Origin of the sequence: Ignisphaera cupida (assembly GCF_030186535.1) — an archaeon.
Classification (GTDB): Archaea; Thermoproteota; Thermoprotei_A; order Sulfolobales; family Ignisphaeraceae; genus Ignisphaera; species Ignisphaera cupida.
The window spans coordinates 25,563-48,422 of sequence record NZ_JASNVW010000003.1; the positions used below are offsets into that span (position 1 = coordinate 25,563).

Annotated in this window: 26 protein-coding genes; 9 read left to right on the forward strand and 17 right to left on the reverse strand. The window is 37.8% G+C overall.

The features are described from left to right. Window positions 1-93: 93 nt before the first annotated feature. From QPL79_RS05365 to QPL79_RS05395, 7 genes are all read right to left on the reverse strand, one after another. Window positions 94-1,017: an ABC transporter ATP-binding protein gene (locus QPL79_RS05365; RefSeq protein WP_285273772.1), complete on the reverse strand. Its 924-nt coding sequence runs from the start codon at window positions 1,015-1,017 to the stop codon at window positions 94-96. Then, window positions 1,010-1,966, reverse strand: coding sequence for an ABC transporter ATP-binding protein (locus tag QPL79_RS05370; RefSeq protein ID WP_285273773.1), 957 nt, complete (start codon window positions 1,964-1,966; stop codon window positions 1,010-1,012). The genes QPL79_RS05365 and QPL79_RS05370 overlap by 8 nt, the downstream gene beginning before the upstream one ends. Beyond that, a complete protein-coding gene (locus QPL79_RS05375) occupies window positions 1,957-2,859 on the reverse strand; it encodes an ABC transporter permease (protein ID WP_285273774.1) in 903 nt (300 codons plus the stop codon). Before QPL79_RS05375 ends, QPL79_RS05370 begins: the two co-directional genes overlap by 10 nt. After that, window positions 2,856-3,872 carry an ABC transporter permease gene (locus tag QPL79_RS05380; protein ID WP_285273775.1) on the reverse strand — a complete coding sequence of 339 codons (1,017 nt, stop codon included), beginning with the start codon at window positions 3,870-3,872 and terminating at the stop codon, window positions 2,856-2,858. Before QPL79_RS05380 ends, QPL79_RS05375 begins: the two co-directional genes overlap by 4 nt. A gap of 9 nt (window positions 3,873-3,881) precedes the next feature. Next, the gene (locus QPL79_RS05385; protein WP_285273776.1) at window positions 3,882-5,528 is read right to left on the reverse strand and encodes an ABC transporter substrate-binding protein; all 1,647 of its coding nucleotides are present in this window, start codon (window positions 5,526-5,528) and stop codon (window positions 3,882-3,884) included. A gap of 72 nt (window positions 5,529-5,600) precedes the next feature. Then, window positions 5,601-6,128 (reverse strand): Hsp20/alpha crystallin family protein, encoded by a 528-nt coding sequence (locus QPL79_RS05390; RefSeq protein ID WP_285273777.1) that lies wholly within the window; start codon window positions 6,126-6,128, stop codon window positions 5,601-5,603. 241 nt (window positions 6,129-6,369) lie between these two features. After that, the gene (locus tag QPL79_RS05395) at window positions 6,370-7,350 is read right to left on the reverse strand and encodes a dihydrodipicolinate reductase (RefSeq protein ID WP_285273778.1); all 981 of its coding nucleotides are present in this window, start codon (window positions 7,348-7,350) and stop codon (window positions 6,370-6,372) included. Window positions 7,351-7,644: 294 nt separating this feature from the next. Between QPL79_RS05395 and QPL79_RS05400 the strand changes: the two genes are divergently transcribed. From QPL79_RS05400 to QPL79_RS05410, 3 genes are read left to right on the forward strand one after another with little or no spacing between them, the layout of a single operon-like run. Next, window positions 7,645-7,887 carry an AF_0619 family ribbon-helix-helix protein gene (locus QPL79_RS05400; protein ID WP_498371505.1) on the forward strand — a complete coding sequence of 81 codons (243 nt, stop codon included), beginning with the start codon at window positions 7,645-7,647 and terminating at the stop codon, window positions 7,885-7,887. Beyond that, window positions 7,874-8,032 (forward strand): hypothetical protein, encoded by a 159-nt coding sequence (locus tag QPL79_RS05405; RefSeq protein WP_285273780.1) that lies wholly within the window; start codon window positions 7,874-7,876, stop codon window positions 8,030-8,032. The genes QPL79_RS05400 and QPL79_RS05405 overlap by 14 nt, the downstream gene beginning before the upstream one ends. A gap of 3 nt (window positions 8,033-8,035) precedes the next feature. Next, window positions 8,036-8,212 carry a type II toxin-antitoxin system VapC family toxin gene (locus QPL79_RS05410; protein ID WP_285273781.1) on the forward strand — a complete coding sequence of 59 codons (177 nt, stop codon included), beginning with the start codon at window positions 8,036-8,038 and terminating at the stop codon, window positions 8,210-8,212. 141 nt (window positions 8,213-8,353) lie between these two features. Here the strand turns inward: QPL79_RS05410 and QPL79_RS05415 are convergent, their stop codons facing one another. Both QPL79_RS05415 and QPL79_RS05420 read right to left on the reverse strand, forming a co-directional pair. Next, complete coding sequence (locus QPL79_RS05415; protein WP_285273782.1) at window positions 8,354-9,235, reverse strand: NAD(P)-dependent oxidoreductase; 882 nt, start codon at window positions 9,233-9,235, stop codon at window positions 8,354-8,356. Window positions 9,236-9,353: 118 nt separating this feature from the next. Further along, window positions 9,354-9,875, reverse strand: coding sequence for a nitroreductase family protein (locus tag QPL79_RS05420; protein ID WP_285273783.1), 522 nt, complete (start codon window positions 9,873-9,875; stop codon window positions 9,354-9,356). 96 nt (window positions 9,876-9,971) lie between these two features. Between QPL79_RS05420 and QPL79_RS05425 the strand changes: the two genes are divergently transcribed. From QPL79_RS05425 to QPL79_RS05435, 3 genes are all read left to right on the forward strand, one after another. Then, on the forward strand, window positions 9,972-10,832 hold the full coding sequence (locus QPL79_RS05425; protein WP_285273784.1) for a TatD family hydrolase: 861 nt from the start codon (window positions 9,972-9,974) through the stop codon (window positions 10,830-10,832). A gap of 132 nt (window positions 10,833-10,964) precedes the next feature. Further along, the gene (locus QPL79_RS05430; protein WP_285273785.1) at window positions 10,965-11,843 is read left to right on the forward strand and encodes a VIT1/CCC1 transporter family protein; all 879 of its coding nucleotides are present in this window, start codon (window positions 10,965-10,967) and stop codon (window positions 11,841-11,843) included. Between the two features lie 78 nt (window positions 11,844-11,921). Next, window positions 11,922-12,677 (forward strand): glycosyltransferase 87 family protein, encoded by a 756-nt coding sequence (locus QPL79_RS05435; protein ID WP_285273786.1) that lies wholly within the window; start codon window positions 11,922-11,924, stop codon window positions 12,675-12,677. Window positions 12,678-12,795: 118 nt separating this feature from the next. Here the strand turns inward: QPL79_RS05435 and QPL79_RS05440 are convergent, their stop codons facing one another. From QPL79_RS05440 to QPL79_RS05455, 4 genes are all read right to left on the reverse strand, one after another. Further along, entirely contained in the window at window positions 12,796-12,987 is a 192-nt protein-coding gene (locus QPL79_RS05440; RefSeq protein WP_285273787.1) for a polysaccharide deacetylase family protein, read from the reverse strand. Window positions 12,988-13,302: 315 nt separating this feature from the next. Continuing rightward, a complete protein-coding gene (locus QPL79_RS05445; protein ID WP_285273788.1) occupies window positions 13,303-14,316 on the reverse strand; it encodes a glycosyltransferase family 2 protein in 1,014 nt (337 codons plus the stop codon). Between the two features lie 383 nt (window positions 14,317-14,699). Beyond that, window positions 14,700-15,629 (reverse strand): glycosyltransferase family 2 protein, encoded by a 930-nt coding sequence (locus QPL79_RS05450; RefSeq protein ID WP_285273789.1) that lies wholly within the window; start codon window positions 15,627-15,629, stop codon window positions 14,700-14,702. Window positions 15,630-15,929: 300 nt separating this feature from the next. Then, on the reverse strand, window positions 15,930-17,186 hold the full coding sequence (locus QPL79_RS05455; protein WP_285273790.1) for a glycosyltransferase: 1,257 nt from the start codon (window positions 17,184-17,186) through the stop codon (window positions 15,930-15,932). 499 nt (window positions 17,187-17,685) lie between these two features. Here QPL79_RS05455 and QPL79_RS05460 point away from each other — a divergent pair, with 499 nt between their 5' ends. The 3 genes from QPL79_RS05460 to QPL79_RS05470 are packed head-to-tail and all read left to right on the forward strand — an operon-like array spanning window position 17,686 to window position 18,861. Then, window positions 17,686-17,835 carry a hypothetical protein gene (locus QPL79_RS05460; protein ID WP_285273791.1) on the forward strand — a complete coding sequence of 50 codons (150 nt, stop codon included), beginning with the start codon at window positions 17,686-17,688 and terminating at the stop codon, window positions 17,833-17,835. A 15-nt stretch (window positions 17,836-17,850) separates the two neighbouring features. Then, complete coding sequence (locus QPL79_RS05465; RefSeq protein ID WP_285273792.1) at window positions 17,851-18,000, forward strand: hypothetical protein; 150 nt, start codon at window positions 17,851-17,853, stop codon at window positions 17,998-18,000. A 57-nt stretch (window positions 18,001-18,057) separates the two neighbouring features. Further along, window positions 18,058-18,861, forward strand: coding sequence for a glycosyltransferase family 4 protein (locus QPL79_RS05470; protein WP_285273793.1), 804 nt, complete (start codon window positions 18,058-18,060; stop codon window positions 18,859-18,861). 303 nt (window positions 18,862-19,164) lie between these two features. On the opposite strand, the gene QPL79_RS05475 is transcribed toward QPL79_RS05470, so the two are convergent. From QPL79_RS05475 to QPL79_RS05490, 4 genes are all read right to left on the reverse strand, one after another. Next, the gene (locus tag QPL79_RS05475; RefSeq protein WP_285273794.1) at window positions 19,165-20,181 is read right to left on the reverse strand and encodes an ATP-binding protein; all 1,017 of its coding nucleotides are present in this window, start codon (window positions 20,179-20,181) and stop codon (window positions 19,165-19,167) included. 351 nt (window positions 20,182-20,532) lie between these two features. Then, window positions 20,533-20,784, reverse strand: a complete 252-nt coding sequence (locus tag QPL79_RS05480; RefSeq protein WP_285273795.1) for a hypothetical protein — start codon at window positions 20,782-20,784, stop codon at window positions 20,533-20,535. After that, complete coding sequence (locus QPL79_RS05485) at window positions 20,781-21,293, reverse strand: iron-sulfur cluster assembly scaffold protein (protein WP_285273796.1); 513 nt, start codon at window positions 21,291-21,293, stop codon at window positions 20,781-20,783. Before QPL79_RS05485 ends, QPL79_RS05480 begins: the two co-directional genes overlap by 4 nt. 211 nt (window positions 21,294-21,504) lie before the next feature. Then, window positions 21,505-22,854: a DUF58 domain-containing protein gene (locus tag QPL79_RS05490; RefSeq protein WP_285273797.1), complete on the reverse strand. Its 1,350-nt coding sequence runs from the start codon at window positions 22,852-22,854 to the stop codon at window positions 21,505-21,507. Window positions 22,855-22,860 lie beyond the last annotated feature (6 nt).

Sequence of the window (22,860 nt, forward strand, 5' to 3'; positions counted from 1 at the left end):
ATACATTAACCCAATTCATTAAATTCACAGTAACTATATTGCTACATAGTTAATAAGCTTTGTCTAGGATTAATCTATATGTGTTGAACTCTTCTAATGTTTTGAGTATCTCCAGCAATACACATACCTATCACCTATCATTGTTTTTGGTGGATATAGCTTTGAGCATATCTCTTGTCTCCATGGGCACCAACTGCGAATTGGGCATAGTTCATCATCTAGAAGCTTCATTTCCTCTGGTGCTTTGCTAGGTTCTAGAAGCATTGATGTGTATGGGTGTAGAGGTTCTGTGAGAACCTTGTCAACATTTCCTTCTTCAAGTATTCTTCCAGAGGCCATGACAGCTATTCTATTTGCTACATAGCTTACAACATCTATGTCATGTGAAACAAATATATAGGTTAGATTCAGCTTTTGCTTAAGATCTATCAACATGTTGAGTATTTGTGCTTGAATCGATATGTCTAAATTGCTTGTTGGCTCATCGAGTAGAACAAGAGATGGTCTTGTTATAATTGCTCTTGCAATTGCTATTCTCTGAAGCATTCCACCACTAAGCTCCTTAGCAAACATGTTTCTAATACTTGGATCAAGATCAAGTACTTCAAGAACACTGTAAACTCTGTGCTCAACCTCATCCACGGAAAGCTTAAGTGGTTTCAGAGGCTCTGCAACCACATCATATACTCTCATCTTCGGATTTATTGACTGGCTCGGCTCTTGAGGAACATAGCTTATCTCTCTTGAAATAACACGTCTCTCTCTACCTTTTAGCTTTGCAATATCAAAACCCCTAAACAATATCCTGCCTCTCTCGGGTTTCACAAAACCTAGAATAGCTTTTAGTATTGTTGACTTTCCACTACCACTACCACCAACAATGCCAAGCGCAATACCATGTGGAACATCCATATCAACTCCCTTAACAGCCCATATCTTTCTATAGCCATATCTCAAATGGCCCAAGGGAATTTTGTAGCTAACATACAGATTCTCTATTCTTAGAATGCTACTCATAGTATTTCCAACACCTAACAGCTTCGCTATCCAGCTTTTTCAGTAAAGGCTCAAGCAATCTGCATTTGTCAAAAACATATGGGCATCTTGGATGAAACTTGCATCCAGATGGGTATTTTCCTGGTGGTGGAGGCATGCCAGGTATATCAACAAGTCTTTCCCTCGACAATCTTCTAGGTATTGCCATAAGCAGCAACTCTGTATATGGATGCATTGGCTTGTTCAAAACCTTGCTAGCTTCCCCCAACTCAACAACTCTACCAGCATAGATAACAGCAATTGAATCACAAACATGGCGAGCAATTGAAACATCATGTGTTATGAAAACCAGTGTCAACTCCCACTCTTTCTGAAGCTTTTTAAGCAGATTGGCTATTGAGATACGGAGATATGCGTCAAGAGCTGATGTAGGCTCGTCAGCAACAAGTATTCTAGGCTCAGAAGCAAGTGCTAATGCGATTGCAGCTCTTTGCTTCATTCCACCACTAAGTTGGTGGGGGTAGAGATCAAAAACATTTTTCTCAAGCTTAACATCCTCTAGAAGCTCAAAAACCTTGTTTTTAACATCTCCATTTCCTAGCTTTGGATAGTAATGTTTTATTGCTAGTGATAACTGTTCGCCAATGGTCATAAACGGATTTAGAGAAGATGCTGGATCCTGGGGGATCTTAACAACAACTCTACCTCTAACACCATTAAATCTTCTTGAATCACCATCTATAACTGTGTGGCCAAAGATTGAGAGTTTTCCCTTGGTTCTTGCATATGGTGGTAAAAGACCTGCTACAGCATTTCCAATTGTTGATTTTCCACAGCCTGACTCCCCTATTAGGCAAAATGTTGTGCCATGTTCTATCTCAAGACTCAAATCCTCTACAACCCACAGAATCAGATTCTCTTCAGATTCATAGCCTATGTAGAGATTATTGCTTTCTATTGCTAGAACCATAGCCACCACCTCTTCCTCAAAACTGGGTGATACTCCTCATAAATTACTTCACCAAATAATGTGAAGGATATTGCTATGAGTGCTAGTATCGATGCTGGTGCTAGAAACGTCCATGGGGCAGTAGTTACATCTCTAAGGCTATAAGCTATCATCACGCCTAGATCAGGTTCCTCAATAGATTTAATACCTATTCCAAAGAGAAATGTTATTGCTGAAATCTCCAAAGCCACGCTGCCAATATCGCTTAGAGCCTCTATAATCATTGGAGCAACTATGTTTGGAGCTATGTGCTTAGTAACTATGTACCACTTGGACAAGCCATAGTACATTGGTATTTTAACAAAGTCAAGTTCTCTCAACCCCCTTGCTTGAACATAAGCTATTCTGGCATACCATGGAAACCAGGTAACAATTAAAGCAATTAAAACTGCTTCATATGTACCACCAAAAAGTATTGCTAGAAGAGCTGATAGCAAAACCGATGGAAGAGCTAAGAGAAGCTCTGTGAGGTAAGACACTATTGCCTCAACTGGTTTAGAGCTTATAGCAGCAAAAGATCCTAGAAACAAGCCTATAACCAAACTCAAAACAACTACAAAAACACATGAAGCCAGGGCTCTGTTCAACGCAAACAAGATTCTGCTCAAAACATCTCTACCAAGACTATCAGTTCCAAGAAAATGCTCAAGCGATGGAGGCTTAAATGCCCTAGCCCTATCTATTTCAATTCCCATTCCCTGCCTTGGATAAGGAGCTATGTAGGGACCTAGAATAGCTAGAAAAGCCAATGCAAATATCAACAATGTTGCAACTCTAAACAAGTATCTTCTTCTCCACGTTTTTCTAGCCATGGAAAAAGCTTCTTGAAGAACACTACTCACATAGGATATCATAGCTGAACCCTTGGATTTGTAACTGCTTGAACTATGTCAGCTATGGTATTCGCCACTATCAAAACAATTGATGTGAAAACAGTTGCCCCTATAACCACTGGATAGTCAGAAGCTACAATTGCTCTAGATGTGAGTGTTCCCAAACCCTCTCTAGAAAAAACATTTTCAATAACCATTGTCTCTAGAAGCATGTAGGAGAATAGAAGTCCTGTTAGCTGAGCAACAACAGAAACTATGTTTGGATATGCATATCTTCTAACAATTACTTTTCTTGGCAGCCCAATCGATATAGCTTGTCTAACATACTCCTCTTCAAATGTTTCTGAAAGCGATACTCTAACAACTCTTGTTATAACACCCATTGGGTAAGTTGCTAATGCAATTGATGCTGGAATCAACCTGAGAAAAGCATCAAGAAATATGTCTAGTCTTCCAGCAATCAAGCTATCTACAGTTATCATACCTGTTAAACCCGAGAATGTTGTGTATTTTGGGGATACTCTCAAACCTAGATATCCATAGCCAAAAAGATACAGCATCAAAAAAATTAGAACTGCTACTAAAAATCTTGGCATCCCAGCCAAAACAACGGATAGAAAGTATATTGTCTTATCGCCTAAACCACCTCTTGAAAGCGCTGCCCTTGTTCCAAGCCAAAGAGAAAGAGGAACTGCTACAGCAAAAGCATAGACAACTATTTCAAGAGATGCCATAAAGTTTCTTACAACAAGATGAAAGACAGGTTGCTTAAACTCTACAGACAAACCCCAATCACCCATGAGAAACTTGTACATGTAGAGAGCTAGTCTTTGATAAAGCGGCAGGTTAAGACCCAGATACTCTCTTGCTCTAGCTATGGCGGCAGTTGCTCCAGGACCTCTTGGCTTTCCAGCCCAAATAATAGCTGGGTCTCCTGGTGTAAGCTGAATCATTAGAAATGTCAATATCACTATTCCAAAAATTAGAAGTGTTGAGATAACAATTCTTTTAGCTATGTAGTTTAGTGTTAGCATTTCCTATTCCTATTTCAGTACCTCAACATATTGGAAGAATACTGTGTATGTGTATAGAGAATTGAATGCTCCATCTCTAAACCTTATCCTCTGCTGGTTATACACATAAATGTGTTGCATATCCCAAAGATTCACAGCAGGCATATCATCAAACACTATTTTCTGAACCTCTTCATAAAGAGGCAAAGACTCTTCGAGACTCTCCAAAGACTTCTCATATGCTTTTGACAAAACCTCGTCAAATTCCTTGTTGCAGTAGCCAGCCCAATTCCAATAGTTTATAACCCCCTTCTCAGGCTCTAAACACTCCAACAAGCTGAAGTAATCATATGGTATTAGATATGTGGGCCACCAATCATTTATTATTAGATGTGGAGCCTCCTCAGGTTTTTCCCAAACACTTTGGCCCAAACTTTTCATCTGTTCCCATGGCAAAGCCTTTATCTCCAAATCCACACCTATCTTCTGAAGCTCTGCTTTAAGTAGTTTTGCAAATGCCTCTTCCTCTTCATAGCCCTGGGTAATAACCATCTCTAATCTGAGCTCGCAAGGAGCATTGGCTTTGCTTAGCAGTTGCCTAGCTTTATCCAAATCTTGTTTCAAAGCCCATTTACTGCTATAGCCTGGGAACCCATATGGTATTAAGCCACTTCCCTTTTTCCCATAGCCCATGAGGCTCTGCTCAACGATTGAATCCCATGGAATTGCATATGCTATAGCCTTTCTAACATCTGTGATGTTTGTTGGACATCTCCTTGTGTTGAACATTAGTATGAAATTGTGAAATGTATCAGCAACTACTACACCAAATCCACTATCCTTAAGTACTTTAATTGATGATCTTGGAACACTAGAAGCAATATCTATGCCACCAGATCTAAGCAGTCTTTCCTGTTCACCAGGATCCTCAACAATTTTAATAATGATTGTGTCTGGAGCATTTGGATTGTTTATCTCCTTCCAACCCCACCAATCACTAAACTTCTCAAGAACAACCTCATTCTCAGGTTCATACTTCACAATTTTGTATGGGCCTGAACCAAGCTCATTGCCTTTGTTAAACCATGTTATAAGCTCTTCAGAAACAATATCACTGATTCCGCTAAGCTTCAACACATTTTTGCTGTATATGAAAGCTCCATAGGCAGCTGCTAAAGTGGGTCTGATGTCGCATGGATAGGAGGTTACTATTTCAATGGTTTTATCATCCAAAACCTTTGTGCTGTTAACACACTCCCATATGTAGCCCAGCCCTCTTCCAAGCTCTTCATAAACTAGCTTCGTTCTCCAAATACTGAAATTCACATCATATGCTGTTACAGGTGAGCCATCATGAAATCTTGCATCATCTCTTAACACAATTCTCCAAACAGTATCATTCACCTTCTCAACGCTTTTTGCAAGAACATAACTATACCCCCCAGTTTTTGGATCATATCTAAGAAGAGTTTCATAAACAAGGTGAAGAATCATTATACCTGTGTCATCCTCAACACTTGGATCAACACCAGTTATAGCATCTCTATAAGCATAGGTAACAACTCTCTTCGTAGTTGCAGGTCCTGTCAATGGTTTAAATACAAGAAATGTTAAAGCTACTACTACAACAGCTATTGCCAATACCGCAACTAGTAAATATGTTCTTTTGCCCAACATTTTTATCGGAAGTTGATATGAGCCCAAGCTTTATAAATTTTAAACATCTTCGCCCATACCACTTAATCCAATCTATTCTTTCACATTACCAGATTCAACCACAGACTTTTTCACTGCCTTTACTTTCAAAACACCATTTCTATACAACGTTTTAATCGTTTTTGGATCAATTTTTGCTGGCAACTCAACCTCTCTCCTATACCTAGCCCCACTCCCAGGATCAACAACATCAATTAAAATATGACTATCATCCAAAGCCACAACACCCACATTCTTCTCGCTAACCACTGGAACCTCTGCCACCACTTCTATAGCACTACCATCATCATATATGTCTATAAGCTGCTTACCACTCTCCCCACCCTCATCAACTACCACAACCCTGGGACTTTCCTTCTCAAACTCTTCACCACCAATTCTATAGATTCTTGGATTACCATCAGGCCCCACCTCTATCCTCAATCCAAAGAACCTTTCACTACCTGAACCATTTTCAATGCTTGCTAAAAACTCCTCAAAATCTTTGATAAACTCACTGAAAAACTTATTCATAAGCTCTTTCACAATTCTGTTGATATCGTTCCAATCATCTTCCTCCATAAACAAGCCTCAAAAACACTTTACTGTGGAAATAAGAATATAAGCTTAGTGCTTGTGAAAAAGTTTTTGCATAATTGAATTCTTTAGCTTATCAAATACTATTCTAGTGATGCTCATATCCAAGAATGTTTCAACAGCTGAACAGCTTTTAGAGAAGCTACATGAAATAACTGTGTTTTCAGCAAAAACATTATTTGAAGTGTTTTGCTGTATTCACACTATTCAACTGTATACCTTTGTGCTATACAGAGAATCTTATTTTAAATGGAAGCAAATCTGTCATTAGATGTAGACCTGGCGAAAGTTTGTGTATCTTTTCTGCAACGTTTAGAATCACTGCATCTGTTCCTGGATCTCCTGGTGTTCCACTGCTTCTCCATGTAACAGCATAGTCTTTTCCCACAACTATTATTTCCTCATATTCTGGTGCTTTTGCATATGCTTGGAGCTCTACTCTAACAACCTCTTTGTCTCCTAGATAGCCTGCTCCATAGCCTTTAACTCCTTTGCAAAGCCCCTTATCTATTCTAGTACCCCTTTCCTCAATAGTTTCATCAGCAATAACAGGCTCCTGCCCCTCAACAACTCTTGTCAACTGCAAGTCACCGGCGTGGGCAATTAGATACACAGATTCCGCATAGCCAACATGACCTGTTAACTCACCTCTCCTCATTTTATCCTCAAATGTTTTTGTGTCTAGACCAAGACCGATTTTCCTCTTGAAAGACTCTCTTCTCTTCAAAGCATCAACACTTCTAACAGCCTTGACATACCTTATCCGAGTTACTGATGAGGCTACAACAGCTACTAATGTGTCTAGCAAAAACCCAGGGTTTATACCAGTACCAACAATAACTGCACCGCTATCCCTAGCAAGCTCATTTAGTCTAATAGCTAGTACAGGATACCTGTAATAGGGATATGCAAGCGTTTCACAAGTTGATACAACATCTACACCCATACTCAAAACCGATGCAATCTGATTATACACTCTATCTAGGTAAGAACCAGTTGCATGTATAACAACATCAGCATCAACTAAAACACTAACATCCCTAGACACCTCAACTCCTATACTACCAACACCAAGCACCTCACCAACATCTCTACCAACAACACTTTCATCAATATCAACAACACCAACAACCTCATGACCTCTCTCAATAGCTTCTCTAGCCACTAACCTACCTATAGACCCAAAATCATATATCCCAACAAGCATTACCTTCCACCAAACACCAAATCAGTGAAACACAGCTAAAATAATATAAAGCTTTTGCTTAACAAGACCTAGAAAACTTGAAACAAAACACGAGAAGAAATTGCTAATGAAAAGGTTAAGGGTTGTAACAATGCATGTAGCATTTAGAATTGCAGTACATTTCTAATTTATTTTTATCCTCAACTCTATTGATCATACAAAGTAGGTGAGGGCATAGATAAAAGTATAAAAACATTGTTTATGCATTAACATGTTAGTAAGTGATTTGCAGCCTCTGTCAATTTTAGTGTTAGAATTCCTAGAGAGCTTTACGAGAAGATGAAGCTGTTTAGAGAGGTTAACTGGAGTGAAGTTGTTAGAAAGGCTATCGAGGAATATATTAGGAGGTTAGAGGAGGGTGAGAAGATTGTGCCAGCAGAAGCTCTTATGGAGGAAATAATGAGGATGGGTGTTTCACCATCAGATCTAGAGCCGATGTCTGGAGAACTGAGGAACATTTATATAGATCCCTTAGGGAGAAGGAGTGGAGGAGAGTAGAATCTACGATACAAGCATAATCATTGACATGGTTAAAAGAGGTTCAAAGACAAGAGTACCACATGTGTCAATTATAACAGTTGTGGAATACCCACCTGCAATAACATTTGCAGAAAACATTTTGTATCCAACAAGAAAGGACTAGGTATTGGCAATTGCTTGGCAAGTAGAGTTAAGAAAAATGGGAAACCCTTTACCAGTCACAGACTTGATAATAGCTGCACAAGCACTAAACAATAACCTAACACTGGTGGCAAAAGATAGAGACTTTAAAATGCTGAAAGATAAAATTGCTAAGAAGCTTAAACTAGAGTTCATAGAATAAACATTAAACCAGCAAAATACCTTCTACTCTCTTCGGAGTTTCATGAGAAAAATTGAATGGAAATATTCAAAAAAGATTGAAAACACTAACAATAAAATTGAATAATAGCTCAGTAAAGCTCTTGAGTTGGGGGTAGAGGGATTATTTTCCTTCTGTTTTCGCCTTTTTTGCTAGTTCTATGAAGTATTTTGCTATTTGTGGATAGTCCTTGTCTCTATACTCTGTTGTGCTGGCCATCATGTATAGTGTTGATAAGGCTTCTGCAATTGTTGATGGTATTCTCTTTTCTTTTAGTGCTGATGCTATGCACCAATAATCTTTTCCTGCCATCCATGTTTTGAATCTTGGTGGTGTTTCCTCAAATACTCTTCTCCAATACCTTTCAACTACTTGCCCAAACCACAGGTTTTTTGATGCTTCTCTAAAGATTTGCAAATCAACATCCCAAGCTGTTAGAAGAGCAAAGACCTCTGCCAATATACCTGGTATTGCAAGTCCGATGTGGTTTAGAGCTAGTTTAAGAGCCATTGCCTTTGGCACTTCACCAACATACATAACCTTTTGGCTGTAAACCTCTATAAACTTCTTGTTTTTCTCGAAAATATCCTTGTCTCCTCCAACCATTGAAAACAGTTTGCATTCCCTAGCCTCGTCACCACTTCCATAAACAGGAGACTCAAGATAGTTTAGACCAGCACTTCTCAAAATGTTCATAGCTACAATGCTTGTTGTTGGAGTAACTGTGCTTGCGTTTAAAACAAGCCCTTTATCTAATTTGCCTCCAGAAACAATGTTGTTTATAACATCTAGAACAGCTTTATCATCTGTAACAAAAATTACCACAGCATCACTATCCTCAACAAGCTTTCTAGCATTTTCATAAGCTTTTCCACCAACTTCTGAAGCAATTTCCAAAGCATTTTCATATCTTCTGCTGTAAACACCAACGGAAATACCTTTTGATGATAGGCATTTAGCCAGGTTTGAACCCATTATCCCAGTTCCAACAACTCCAATCTTCATAAAAACACCTAGAGCAAATCCACTTGGATATAGAGATCACTCAACAAAATAAAAGTTTTTCAAATGTGCTGATGGCAACAAAAAATGTTTTGAAAAATTGTTGCTTAATTGCTTTGTGCTAAATCTCTGGCATTTCCCACGGGTTTCCAAAGAGGTTTAGAGATGCGATATCTCTTAACTGTTTGCGTGGTCTTGGCGGGGGAGACTCTGCTGGTACACCAACAGGTATTAGCGCAACCACTCTATACTTATCTGGTATGTTTAGAATCTTCTTAACCTCAGCCTCATCAAATGCCCCAATCCAGCATGTTCCATAGCCAAGCTCTGTAGCCTCTAAAACTATGTGCTCCAAAGCAATTGTTGTATCAACAACTGCCCACTTTGGCGATGCCTCAACATTTGCAAGACCAACGATAATAGCTCCAGCATCTGCAATGAATTGCTGGTTTCTACATGCTGGAACAAGCTTCTCCTTAAGCTCGTCATCAATCACAACAATGAAGTGCCATGGCTGTCTATTTCCTGCGCTAGGAGCCCATCTAGCAGCTTCAAGAATTTTTTCAAGATCCTCTCTCTTTATTGGTTCACGCTTATATGCTCTAATGCTTCGTCTAGACAATATAGTTTCATAGACACCCAAAGCAAACACCAAAACATTTTAAACATGGTTCAAAATAAAAGTTTTGAATAATTTAAAACTTTTTGTTGCTTTAGTAACTATCCTCAGTGGTGTTCAATGGAAAAACTGGTTTTTGCTGATGGGCATATGCATAGCAATCCTGTTAAGGGTCTTGGAATTGAAAATATAGCCAAGAGGTTTTCCAGTGCTGGTGGATGGTTCATAGCACTTGTCTCCCTACCTCCTCACCACTTTGGTTTTGACAACAGCTTTGATGGCTATGTAAAATCAGTTGATGTTTTGATTAGAGAGTGTAGAGCTGGTAAGGAACTTGGTTTGAAGATGAGGTGTTTTGCAGGTGTTCACCCAGCTGCTGTAGAGGATGAGATTTCGAAAAACCCAAAGCAAAGCATGAAGATATTGGAAAAAGCCTTGATGGTTATAGACCACATAGCTAAGCTTGTGAAAAACGGTTTGATTGATGGCTTTGGCGAGGTGGGGAGACCACACTACAAATCATTACCAGAAGCATTCATTGCAAACACAATCATTTTAAAACACACCTTAACACTTGCCAAAGACCTTGGGGCCTGGATTCATCTACATCTCGAGCAAGGTGGTGAGATAACAGCTTTCGACATAAGCGAAACAGTTAAAGCGATTAGCATAGACAAGAAGCTTACCATTCTACACCACCTGGACATAGCAACAGCTAGGCATGCCCAGCAACACCAGCTAATATTTACAGTACCTGGAAAAATACAGATTTTGAAAGAGGCATTCAAATCCCTAAAACCTATGTACATGGTTGAAAGCGACTTCATAGACGATCCAAAAAGACCAGGAGTTTCTTCATACCCATGGGATATTGTTGATAATCAGAAGAAACTGCTTTTAGATGGTATTGTCGATGAGAATTACCTTTATAAATTAAATGTTGACATGGTTTCCAAAATCTATGATGTTGAACCTCCATAGCCTTTAGCTACAGCAGCTAATGTATCTTCTTGTCAAATGCTACAAGGTTTTTAGCTAGCTGAAAACCATAAAAATGTGTAATTATTAAGTGCTGCTGTAGAGAAGCAAGGTGCTTTGCTGTGGTGATTTGAAGTGAATTCACAGAGTAGTTTATTGCTTGAAATGTGTAGAGATGAGTTTGAGTCTCACAAGATATACAGGGTTTTGGCAAGGCTTCCACTAGTCAATGAAAGAATTAGAGTGGCTTTGCTGAAGGCTTCTGAAGATGAGTATAGGCATTATCTTTTCTGGAGAGGTGTTGTTGGTGAGTGCAAATCCAGTGTTTCCATGCTCAAGATTTTTGCATTTGTTGCAATGTTCTATTTGTTTGGTTTAACGGTTTTGCTAAAGTTTCTAGAGTCTAAGGAGTCAATGTCGATTAAGATTTATGGAGATGTTTCATGGCCTGGCCCAGGCTATGAGAAGGAACTATCAAGAATTATAGATGATGAGGAGAGGCATGAGGAGGAGTTTGCAGCATCAATAAGTGAAGCCAGGGTTAGGTACATAAGCTTCATAACACTTGGAATATCAGATGCATTGGTGGAGTTAACAGGTATTTACACAGGTGCTTTGGGGGCATTCGAGAACAGTGTGAAAGCTGGTTTAACAGGTTTTTTAGCAGGTGTTGCAGCAGCAATATCAATGGCTATCGCAGCCTATTCCCAAGCAAAACACGAGGCTGGGAAAAGCCCTGGGTACTCAGCTCTATACACATTCATTGCCTACATAGCCACATCAATTCTCCTAGCACTGCCATATTTCCTCATACAAAACCTTTACACAGCATTTACAATAATGCTTGTATTGGCAATAGCCATAGTTGCTTACATGACATTCTATGCTTCCGTGCTCCAAAAAGTTAACTACTTAAGGGAATTTGCATTAACAACAGCACTAATTCTAGGGGTGTCGCTACTGCTATACATTCTCGGATCAACACTGAGAAAATTCCTTGGCATAGAGATATAGAGTTGCTTAACATTTATTTATAGAAACCATGTTAGTCAAATATATTTGAGAAAATTTAACCTTTTTGGGATGTTCGCCATGGTGTCTTTGTTGAAGAGGTTTTCGCTTTACTCAATAGCCATAGCCATTACAGGTTTTGTCGTCAGACTGCTAATAGCTTTGGAGGGTGTTCATGGAACAGACATACTGTTTCATGTTGAGGGTGTTAAAAGCCTTCTCTCCTCAGAATCCCCCTACTGCCTAGCCAAATACAACTACCCACCTCTATATGCATATATTCAGCTCATTGGCATTGCTGTTTTTGGTTGGAATCCCCTTGGATACAAATTCTCTTCAATACTCTTCGACACACTGCTAGCTTTGTTATTATACCATGTGCTGAAATCCCTTGGGGTAGGGGAGAAACACTCTCTTCTCGTTGAAGCTATTTGGTGCTTCAACCCACTAGCCATTGCGGCATCTGCTTGGTATGGTCTTTTCGACTCTATACCAACTTTCTTCGTAGTTCTAGCCATACACCTTCTGAATAAGAGTAGAGAATATCCATCCTCTGTTTTTCTAGCTCTTGGTGTTTTAACTAAAGTGTTTCCACTTATTCTACTACCAACAACTCTACTTGCCATAGCTACTTCGAGAAATGTTGGCAAAGCTTCAAAAATCTTGGCATATATAATCATATTTGCTTTTGCTGTTCTAGTTGTTGAAGCTGTAGCATCATTTAAATGTGTAAATAGCTCTTTCGAAAATCAGATAATGTTTCACATTAGTCGAGAGGATAAGGGCTTGTCCCCAATACCCCAGTACCCATATTCCCAAATAGCTTCCGCGCTGTAGCCATGCTCACACATCTTATAGCATCAGCAAGAATTGATTTAGAGAAAAGGAGCATCTACATTGTTTCAGCAACTGCTTTAGAGCTTCTTGTTCTTCTAAACCTGTTTGTGTATCCCCACTACATACTCTGGTTTCTACCCTTTGCACTAGTATCCATAGCAACAATACTGTTGGCATGGAGATCAACCTCCCAACCACCTCTCCTAAGCTCAGAAACAACATCAGCATAAAGCTCAACAGAAATACCATCATCATAAAAAGGCCTAAAGAAAAAAGTTGATCTAAAACCCTGTCTCTGCTCAAACTCCATAACCAGAGATATTCCATAATGAAGATTCTACCTCAAACCAAAAAACCTAGCCCTATCCCACAAATCAAACCTATAAAGCCTATCAATAACATGAATATCTGGAGAACCCCCATGACCCCCAGTCAACATCATGAGTAACAACAAGCAGCATTCACATCACATAAACTGATATCTTACCAAAGTTTCTGAAACTAAAAATCATAAATTTTTACGGTGTTATTAGCATAGAGAAGCTATTAAATATTAATGCTTATGCCTCACTTAACTTATTTTATTAACTGTCATGAACTTTTCCATGTATTAGTTATTTTATAATTATATGGTGCAACATCGAATGAAATGATCTATTTTTGAACAAAGCTTTTTGTAGTATCTAGGTGTTATGTTCTGTGCCAAGCCTTTAATAAATTCATATGCAATTCCTATGCTTCTGTACATGAGCAACCCTCTTGCAATGAAGCAAATCTTTGGATTTCTAACCCTGTTTGCTATATCAATGACATGTCTTTTGATGTAATTCCAGTAAACATCTGCGTATTCCCACCATGCTAAAAACCAGTCCCTGGATAAACCAAGCTCTTCAGGAAGAAAGTAATTAACGTTGTTATAAATAGTTTTTGTACAAGATTCTGTACTTCTAGACATGGTAAATGAAGATGAAATGATCATCTCAATTACAGTTCTTAAATCAACTACTTTACGTCTATACAAAATCTCTGCAGGCGTTAGTTTGCAATTCATGAAATTATCTATTGTATTTTTAAACAGTTTAAATGGAATATAGAATTTGCTTTTCACATACCTATACTCACCATAGCTTCTAAAACCCTTTTTCAAATTCAGAGAAAATGGGGGCACCAAAGGTGTTTGCACCTTAACACCTCTTCTAATGGCTCTAGCAACTAGCTCCCCATCCTCACCATGATTCATGTTTTTCCAACCCCCTATTCTCTCCATAGTTCTCCTAGTTGTTAAACCATAGTAATTCCAGAACACCCCATCTTCAGTCAAGTTAAGCAACCTCTTTACAACATGTCCCCAGCGAGAATCAAATACGGTATCCATGTCTATATAGAGAACAAACCTTCCACTAGTTTTCTCAAACGCTATTTGCCTACCCAATCCCCGAGAACATCTATATCTAAAAACCTTAACTGGGTATACATGACTCAAATCAACAAGAATTTCATATGTACCATCACTAGAATAGTTATCCACAACCACAAGCTCATCAATATCAGGCAAAGCTCTAAACAAAGACTCTACACAATCCTTAACAACATAAGCGTTATTATAAACAGTTGCATAAACACTTATTTCTAGGTCCAAGGCTTATTACACCTTTCTATAATTCATGTAGTAGAACCTATATTAAAAATTTTAAAGATTTCTTATTCAAAGACTAGACATCAATTTACTAATATCATAAATCTTCTTATGTTTTTCTCAAGATCTTATTAAAAAACCTCTACTCTAAATTTAAAACATTATTTAATTGTAATGAGAATGAAACTTTTTTGGTTAGATTCCTGCAAGAATTTATTGTTGTGTATAGATGATATATTAGGTTCATTATTAAATTTGTTGTGAGGAGAAGGCATTAAAATTGAATTCTTAATTTTAGAGTAAGATAGAGAGGATTTATAGAGTTATGATAATATTTGGTAAATACTAAGAAAATACAAGAGTAGATAGTTAATAGCTCAAAGTTTTTAAATTTTAGTTATTAATCCATATAATGTAGCAAGAAATCTTGGCACTATTTTCTTTCTTGACATAATCACTAAAGCTAAAATGTATCTTGAGGTTGAAACATTTGCTCCTAACTTTCTTAGTCTCCAAAACATGGCAACTCTATCATAGTGCAACCAAAATTCGTGCCAAAAACCTTTTCCTCTAGTTAATGATGAAGAATGTTCAATATGCCACACAATTGGCGAAATCTCTTTATTTATTACCTCATAGGTTTTGAAGCCTTTCTTGACACACCAATAAGCCATTATTTTTTCAAACCAAAAACCTTTTCTACTCTTTCTATAGAGGACAGATAGTTTAAGATCCTTAATAAGAGATGTTCTAAAACCCATGTTAACACCTGAAAACAAGACTGATCTGCATAAATCATAATAACAAGGTTTTTCACCCATAATACCTGATGTAGAGATATATCCAAAGTAGTTCTTGAGTTCAGGTAAAGGTCTTCGGTGAGGCCCTCCTCTAGCTAGCTCCTTTGAGTAAAAAGGTTCGCTAGTTTTAATCAAGGATCCATTATTTAAATAAGCCTTGTATGTAAGTCCCGTAAACCCTGCTGCATCAATATTCTCGTTAAATAACCTTTCATATCTTAGTATCCACTCATCATGAGCTATAGCATCATCATCTAAAAATAATATCACGTCTCCAGAAGCATTAAGATAACCTAGCTCATATGCGTTCACTACATTACCACTGGAATTCTGATATATTATTTTAAGTGGTAACAAGTTCTCGAATCTCGAAATAACTTTCTCGCTTTCATCACTACAAGGTTTTATAACTATCAAAACTTCGTCAGGCAATCTCTTCTGATTTACTAAACTAGAAAGTGAATATTGCAAAGCCCAATCTCTGCAATACGTTGTTATCAGTACGGAAATTTTCATATTTGAAAACACCCTTGTGTAGAGGTTATATTGAATAGGGATTTTATGACTTTACCCTATATATCCTTATGTTAGCGATGAAACGAAAACATACTTAAATCACAACACTTATTCCTTAATCTGTTTAATTTAGTTCCATAATGTTATATCCTCTTATTAGGATCATAGTTATAGTGTCTAAAGAGCTTAGGCAACTTGAGTTGATTGTCTTCTTTAAGAGCTGCAGCTGTAAAATGGGCTATAACCATTTTCATTCTTGTTCACTCTATTTTACTTCATTTATCACAAAGCTAGAGAATTCTAGAGAATTTTTGCTAGTAGCCTGGATAGGTTAATCACGAAGTTTTCTAGTGTTAGGTTCTTTGATTTTTCAATAGATTTTCTAGAGTATATTCTCCAGCTATTATTTTCATTTGTTAGCAAATTGAGTATTGCACTAACTGCTTCCTCAGCATTGGTGTATCCTAGTCCATATGCACCTTCTTCTACTAGATCACTCCATGCACCACCTGACTTGTGTACAACAACTGGTAATCCCCTGGCCATTGCCTCTGCTACTGCTATGCCCCAGTGCTCGTTTATTGTTGCATGGAGAAATGCTTTGGATTTATCCATGACATGATTAATTAGGTTTCTAGGTGCATCTGGTACTAGATACACATCAGCATCTACATTAACATCTCTAGATGTTTTGAAGCCTTTTCTAGATGCCAAATCCTCGAGTCTTTTTAAGTATTCCATGCTTGTTTTTGTTCTTGCACCACCAAATATATAGAGTTTTGTATTTGGTGCTTCTCTTCTTATTTTTGGTAGAACCTCTTCTATGACCCAGTGATACCTTTTTTCCTCAGAGAATCTTCCAAGCATAACAACGCTATTCTCTCTCTCGTCAAAACTCTTTGGATTGGAAACAATCTCGACATTGGGGGCTATTGGGGGGTTTAGAACCTCTGGTTTTTCGCCATATACTTGCTTAGCGAGTTCAGCTGTCCACTTAGAGTTTGCTAAAACAAGTTTTGCTATTTCAAATGGGTTTTTCCTCAAGTACCTTGGTAAAAGCTTTGTGTATAACCACCAATACATGTTCATTGGAAATTTCGAGTATCTCTCAAGAATGTATGGGTCTTCGCCATAATAAAGACCTGTGCCCCTAAACCTTTCATCTATTGAAATCTCTATTGGAAAATGTATATACTCAACAAGTGCTATGCCTCTATTTTCTACAAAATTCTTTATAGGTCCATATGTAGACTCATCAGTAAACACAATCTGAGCTCCATACTCATTAACAGCCTTTTCAATTGCTTTCCAAATAAACAACCTAAGATATATACCAAAAGACCTCAACCTAAAACCATAGAGCGAAAACTTTGGATATTTACTCAAATCTATTCCAAACCAATCAACATACTTATCAACTTCAACCTTTGTAACAGATGCTAAAACAGGTTCATAGCCAATAACATTAAATGCATACGAAGCTGCAGCGCAAACAATCTGGCCTCCACCAGGCCTACCCCAAAAATGATGAGCTACAACAACATGTTTGCTACTCAAATGTTTCTACCTCAAAAATTTGAAACAATGCCTAGTTTAAAAAAGCAATTTGTTTTCAAAGTCCAAACATTTAGAAAAAGACTTCGAGATATTCAGAGACTTTAATGTGAATATAACGACAATAAGAAATAATGGTAAATCTTTAAAGATGCTATAAGCAAAAGGCTCTAAACCTTTATAGTTAACGAACTTATTCAAACAATGATCAAGATCTTAATGAATCTATGGAATCATTATTGCAATTCGTATCTTAAATAAAAACAATGTAAAAACTTTGAGTAGTGATTAATGAACAAATAATGATGATTCTTACTCAATAATTTTTATTTACAACACCATAGCTATTTACATGTTAAGTGGGGATTTTGATGAATAAAATAAACAAGGTGTTATGTATATCTAATCCATTTAATTCTAATTAATCCTAACCCATCAACTGATGGTGGTTTAAGGGCTTTAAGGTCATTAAAGGAGTGTGTAAAGCATTTTTGAGACTTATTTGCTTGTTCCCTGGGGTATTCAAGTAGATCGTAATTTTGTTGTTCACCTTAGAGAGTTGATTAGATGTGGTGTTAAGCTTGCTGGGTGTAGCACAGCACCAGAAATGTTGAGGAAAATAGATAATGTGTTTAGAACTAAGTTGTTTTAACGTCTTGCCCCCTTAATGATTCCTCAGCTTGTTAAGGTAAGATTATTTGAAGCAATGTCTGCTGGTTATAATGCTATTGTTGTTCATCATGAGGTTTTTGATGCTGTTTATACTGGGTATGTTGTTGGTAAAACCATAAATGTGCCAAAGATAGTGTTTTTGTAGCTTCCACCATTTTACGGCTCTAAGAAGAGGTTTGAGAATATATTAAGATCTTCGATTATGTGGCGTAGACTTGTTGCTACCTCCACCATATATGAAAGCCTCTATAGTGTAGAGGCTATTGCTAGGTATAGGGTTTTGCATGAACTGAATAAGAGAAGGGTTGAGGATTTGCTAAGACGATATGATGTTGTTGTTGCTATTTCTAAGTCTATACCATATGAGATGGGTGGTGAGTGGGTTGATAGAGTTGTTTCAATGGATTCTGGGGTTTCTCTTGATGAGGATGATATTAATTTGATTAAAGCTGTGAGGAGCAGGGTTAGGGAGAAGGAAAATTATATTGTTTTTGGTGGTAGACCAACAGCTGATAAGGGTTTGGCTGAGGCAATCATATTGATTAGTCTTGTTGCAAAAAGGTTTAGTGGTTTGAAGCTTGTTGTATCAGGTAGGGTAAGTAGTGTGTTGCTTTATAGACTGAGAAGGGCTTGTAGGAGACTTGGTGTGGAGAATAATGTTGTTTTCACTGGGTTTCTACCTAGGGAGAAGAGGTTTGAGGTTGTTGCAAAGGCTAGGTTAATGCTTTACCCAAGCCACATTGATTCGTTCTCCTATGCTGTTCTGGAGTCTCTATATCTTGGAACACCTGTTGTTGGGTATAGGATACCAGCTCTAGAAATTTACTATGGGAGAAACCCTGGTGTGAAACTTGTTGAGGAAGGTGATGTAGAAGCTTTGACTGTTGAAGTTTTGAATGTTCTTGAGAAGGGTGTGGATGGTGTGGAGCCTCCGAAAATAAGAAGCTGGAGAGAAATCATGGACGAGGAGATATCAATAATAAAAAGAGCTATTTCTATAAGCTAGACCTCAACAAAATTGCTAATGAATTACTTAAAGCAAAACTATTCACACAGTTATTTAATGTTTGAGCAGTACCTATACTTATGACCTGCTTCACAAGATGATTCATGCACAGCTAAATCCTATGCCAAAAATTTCACAAGCTAAGTGAAGACTGTTATGCTAAATACTAAGCATCAAGGTGTTTTGCCACATTTTTGATGATGTTTAGCAGGTGTTGAATTGTTGGATTAGTATTTATGGCTTTGCACAAGTTGCTATAGCAACGTTTCTTCCTTGCACATTATTCTTAAAGACAATGTGTTACTAATTGAATATTTCTAGAGCTTTTTTCACAGCTTCTCTGTGTAGTGGTGTTTGCCATGCAACGTATTTTCCTATGCCAAGCTCTAGATCTTTTTCTGGTGGTGGGGTGTCTATCCATAGAAACTCTTCTCTAGGTGGAATATCATCAATTATTAGATTTAGTTTAACTAGCTCATCCTTTAAACTCATTCTACTTCTTGTGTATAGGGTGTCTGGATCCTCGATTGCCTCCACTAGCCATTTCCTCTCCTCTGCACCTAGTCTAGCTATAAAGTCTCTTAGCCTCTTTCTGGAAACAATCTCCTTAACAACTCTATCAATACTCAAATTATTTTTATAGAGATTCTCCAACACGCTTGGGTTTCCACCAGTTGCTCTCCAAACCTCTTCAAAATCTGGTTTTGGACTTGGCAACTGGTTGTAGAGTTCCTCGAAACCATTTTTCGATAGATTCCACATGGGCAGTAGATTCGCCCATCTATGCCTGCCAATCTCAAATCTTGATAGACCCTCACTTGTTGTAGCAACAACAACTATTTTTTCATAGGCTTTTGGCGGATACTCCAACACCCCGAGAAGCCCCTTAACATAGATAGCTGCTTTGTCTAAGCCAATAACCTGAAAAGCATCATCCACTAGTATAGCCAGTTTTTTGGAGCCATGCGCAATAGCCTTCTTGGCAAAGTCTATTAGCCTCCAAGCAACACCTGCAAAAGCATTGATTTTCGCAGCCTCCTCAACAATGCTTAGAAACTCCTTCCTCAAATCAGAAAATCCAATTTCAAACAAAAACTCTTTCTCAACAGGGTTAAAGTAAAGAACATCGAATCCAAGCTCCTTCAAAAACACAGCACTTTGCCTAAGCCACGCTGTTTTCCCACAGCCCTCAGGACCAAAAACAACTTGAACAGGGTAAGTGCTTTTCTCAGCCCACTCCTCAACTCTTCTAATAGCCAAATCCCTATCAACAAACAAAACCTCAAAGCTTGATGCAAACAACAGCTTAATTCTCTTCATATACATTCCTCAACTTTACTTAATCACTTAAACACAGACATTAATTTATATACTATTGAATAACACATCTTAAAGCTAAAGTTCTTAGCCACTCTAAAAAAGTGTAATACTGAAGCTGAAAATCGTAATGCCATTTCAACAATTTCACACAAAAATTTTAATAATGTATTAGATGCTTTAACCCTTAAGTGCTTGTTACGACAACGAATCCTGTTAAAGTATGGCAGCATAGCATCAACAACTTCCTGTGAAACAAACCCACTGTTTTCTAAACAAAATAAACCTCTCTCGGCGGATTCCATGGGATTTGAGCAGTTCTTTAACCTTGTTAGCCATGGACATGCTGATCACCTACCACCTTTCTTTTTTAGCTATGATTAGTCTAGAGTTGTTGTCCAAAACCTTTATCTCTTCAATAGAGTATCTGTGTTTAGATAGAAAGAATTTTACAACATTCTCGGGAATATCGCTTACATTAAAATATATTTTAACCACATCAATATCTTCTTTAGCTAAATAAGATAATGCATTAGCCAATACCATAACTGGATGTGATGTGCATGATGTTGGCACATTTCTTACATCAATTTCTTTTTCCTTCATCTAAACTCGCCCAAGCTTTTCATAGCCTTGTAGTATCTCTCCATCATCTCCTCCTCAAACACCTGCTTCTCTTCAGTAGTCAAATCTTTTGGAAACCACTGTTGATGCTCATTAATCTTCTTGTAACAAGCTCTTATACCTCTCTTCAAAGCACCAACAGCAAGAATACTACAGTGATATCTTATTGAGGAAAGTCCGCCAAGCTCATCAGATATCTGCTTCCACATTATTTTCCAAGCATCCTCGAGTTTCTTACCAATAATCATATCAGTTAAAATACTTGCAGCAGCAATACTTGGTGCACATCCATAGCTTTCAAAAGAAGCTTTCTCAACGTAGTCCCCATCCTCTTTACGAACAATCTTAAGATAAAGCCTTATCATATCACCACAAGCAGGGCTTCCAGCAGCTTCAACAACAGTAGCGTCTTCAAGAGGCCTCAAATTTCTTGGATTTCTAAATACCTCCAAAACATTTGGACTATACGGCAAGGGAATTCTAGTACTCAATCTTAACACCAATAACAATATTATTTTAGCTCTCCTAAGAAGTGTAAATAATACTGTTAAAGATACTGTTAAAGTAAAAGTCATCTTCAGCAACATAACCATTTTTAGCCTCAACAACAAACTCAAACATGCACATTCAACTGTTTCAGGCTTTGAGTTATTGAATAAAACCTGTTTCACATAATAAGCGTCTTCATTTGATGTATTTGATTTAGCTTGGCCTCATAGACTCTATTAGAGAAACTATGATTTGTGGTATGTGCTCTGCTCCAACAGCTATGACCTTTGCTCCTCTGCTTCTCAGTTTTTTAACGAATTCCAGCTCTTTTTTCGTTCTTTCAAATACTTTTAGTCTATATATTGCCTGTCCCCATTGAGGAACTCCCTTCACTTCAAATGTTGTTGTTATTGGTATTACTAGAAACACCTCGTTTCCTAGAAGACTTAGTTTTGTTGCTATTCCAACCAGAGTTTCCAGATATTCTTCATCTCCATGGGATGTGAATATAAACACTATGCTTTTCTCTCTTGGCAAAATCTCAAGAGCTTTCTCAAATGCTTTAAGCACTGAGTTTCTTCTTGTAAACTTCTCAACTTTGCTTGTATTTGCTTCTTCGAATCTGTATCTAGAGATTGTTTCTAGCAATCTCATATAGCCTTTTCTTCCCCTGTCAAGTGATGGCATAAATAGCAATTCGTTGTTGCTTGCTATGATAATGCCCATGTAGTCTCCTCTGTAAGACAAGTACCTGGCTATGGAAGCAACAGTTCTTATGCTGTGTTCAAATGGTGTTTGTGCATATGGACCTGAAATCATTTCGCTTGTTCCATCAACTATGAAAAGTATTCTATTCATAGTCTCTAGCTCAAGCTCCTTAACAACTAGTCTTCTCTTCGATGCGAAATATTTCCAAACTATTCTCCTCACATCATCTCCTTCCCTGTACTCTCTAACACCAAAAAACTCTGTTCCATAGCCACTTCTCCTAGACCTTGTCAAACCAGTTGATCTTGTAAATAGAAGCAACCTCCTAATCTCAGCCTCGGAAACTCTTGGAACACCTCTTAAAAATCCTTCAAAGCCAAAGCTTTTTCTAAATCTGTACAAACCAAGCAAATCCCTTGCAACAACATCAACAGGGCCTATTCTATGCATACCAATTCTTGCTAAGAAGCACATTCTAATTGCTGCAAAACTTCTTGGGGGAATAGCTATGAGAGCTGCTCTAACACCTTCGACAAGTTTTAAAAAACTTGAGTATCTAATTGAAACCTCTGCAAATGCTATTGGGATAAGCGTTGGGTTTTTAAACAAGATTTCAACACAAATCCTCTCACCTTCAACAGAAGCTATTGCTGGTATTTCCACAGAGCACTTCTCCAAGGCCATGGCCACAACAAGCATATAGCTTCTTACACATGCCAAGAACACTAGAATTGCTATACCAGCTGAGATCATTTCATAGTTTTGCAAAACACCAAAAGCTATTAGAATAGCTGATAAGATTAGAAATGCTCTTGCTCTAGGTGTTGTCTCTATAGCTGAAACCTCGACAACCACAAACCC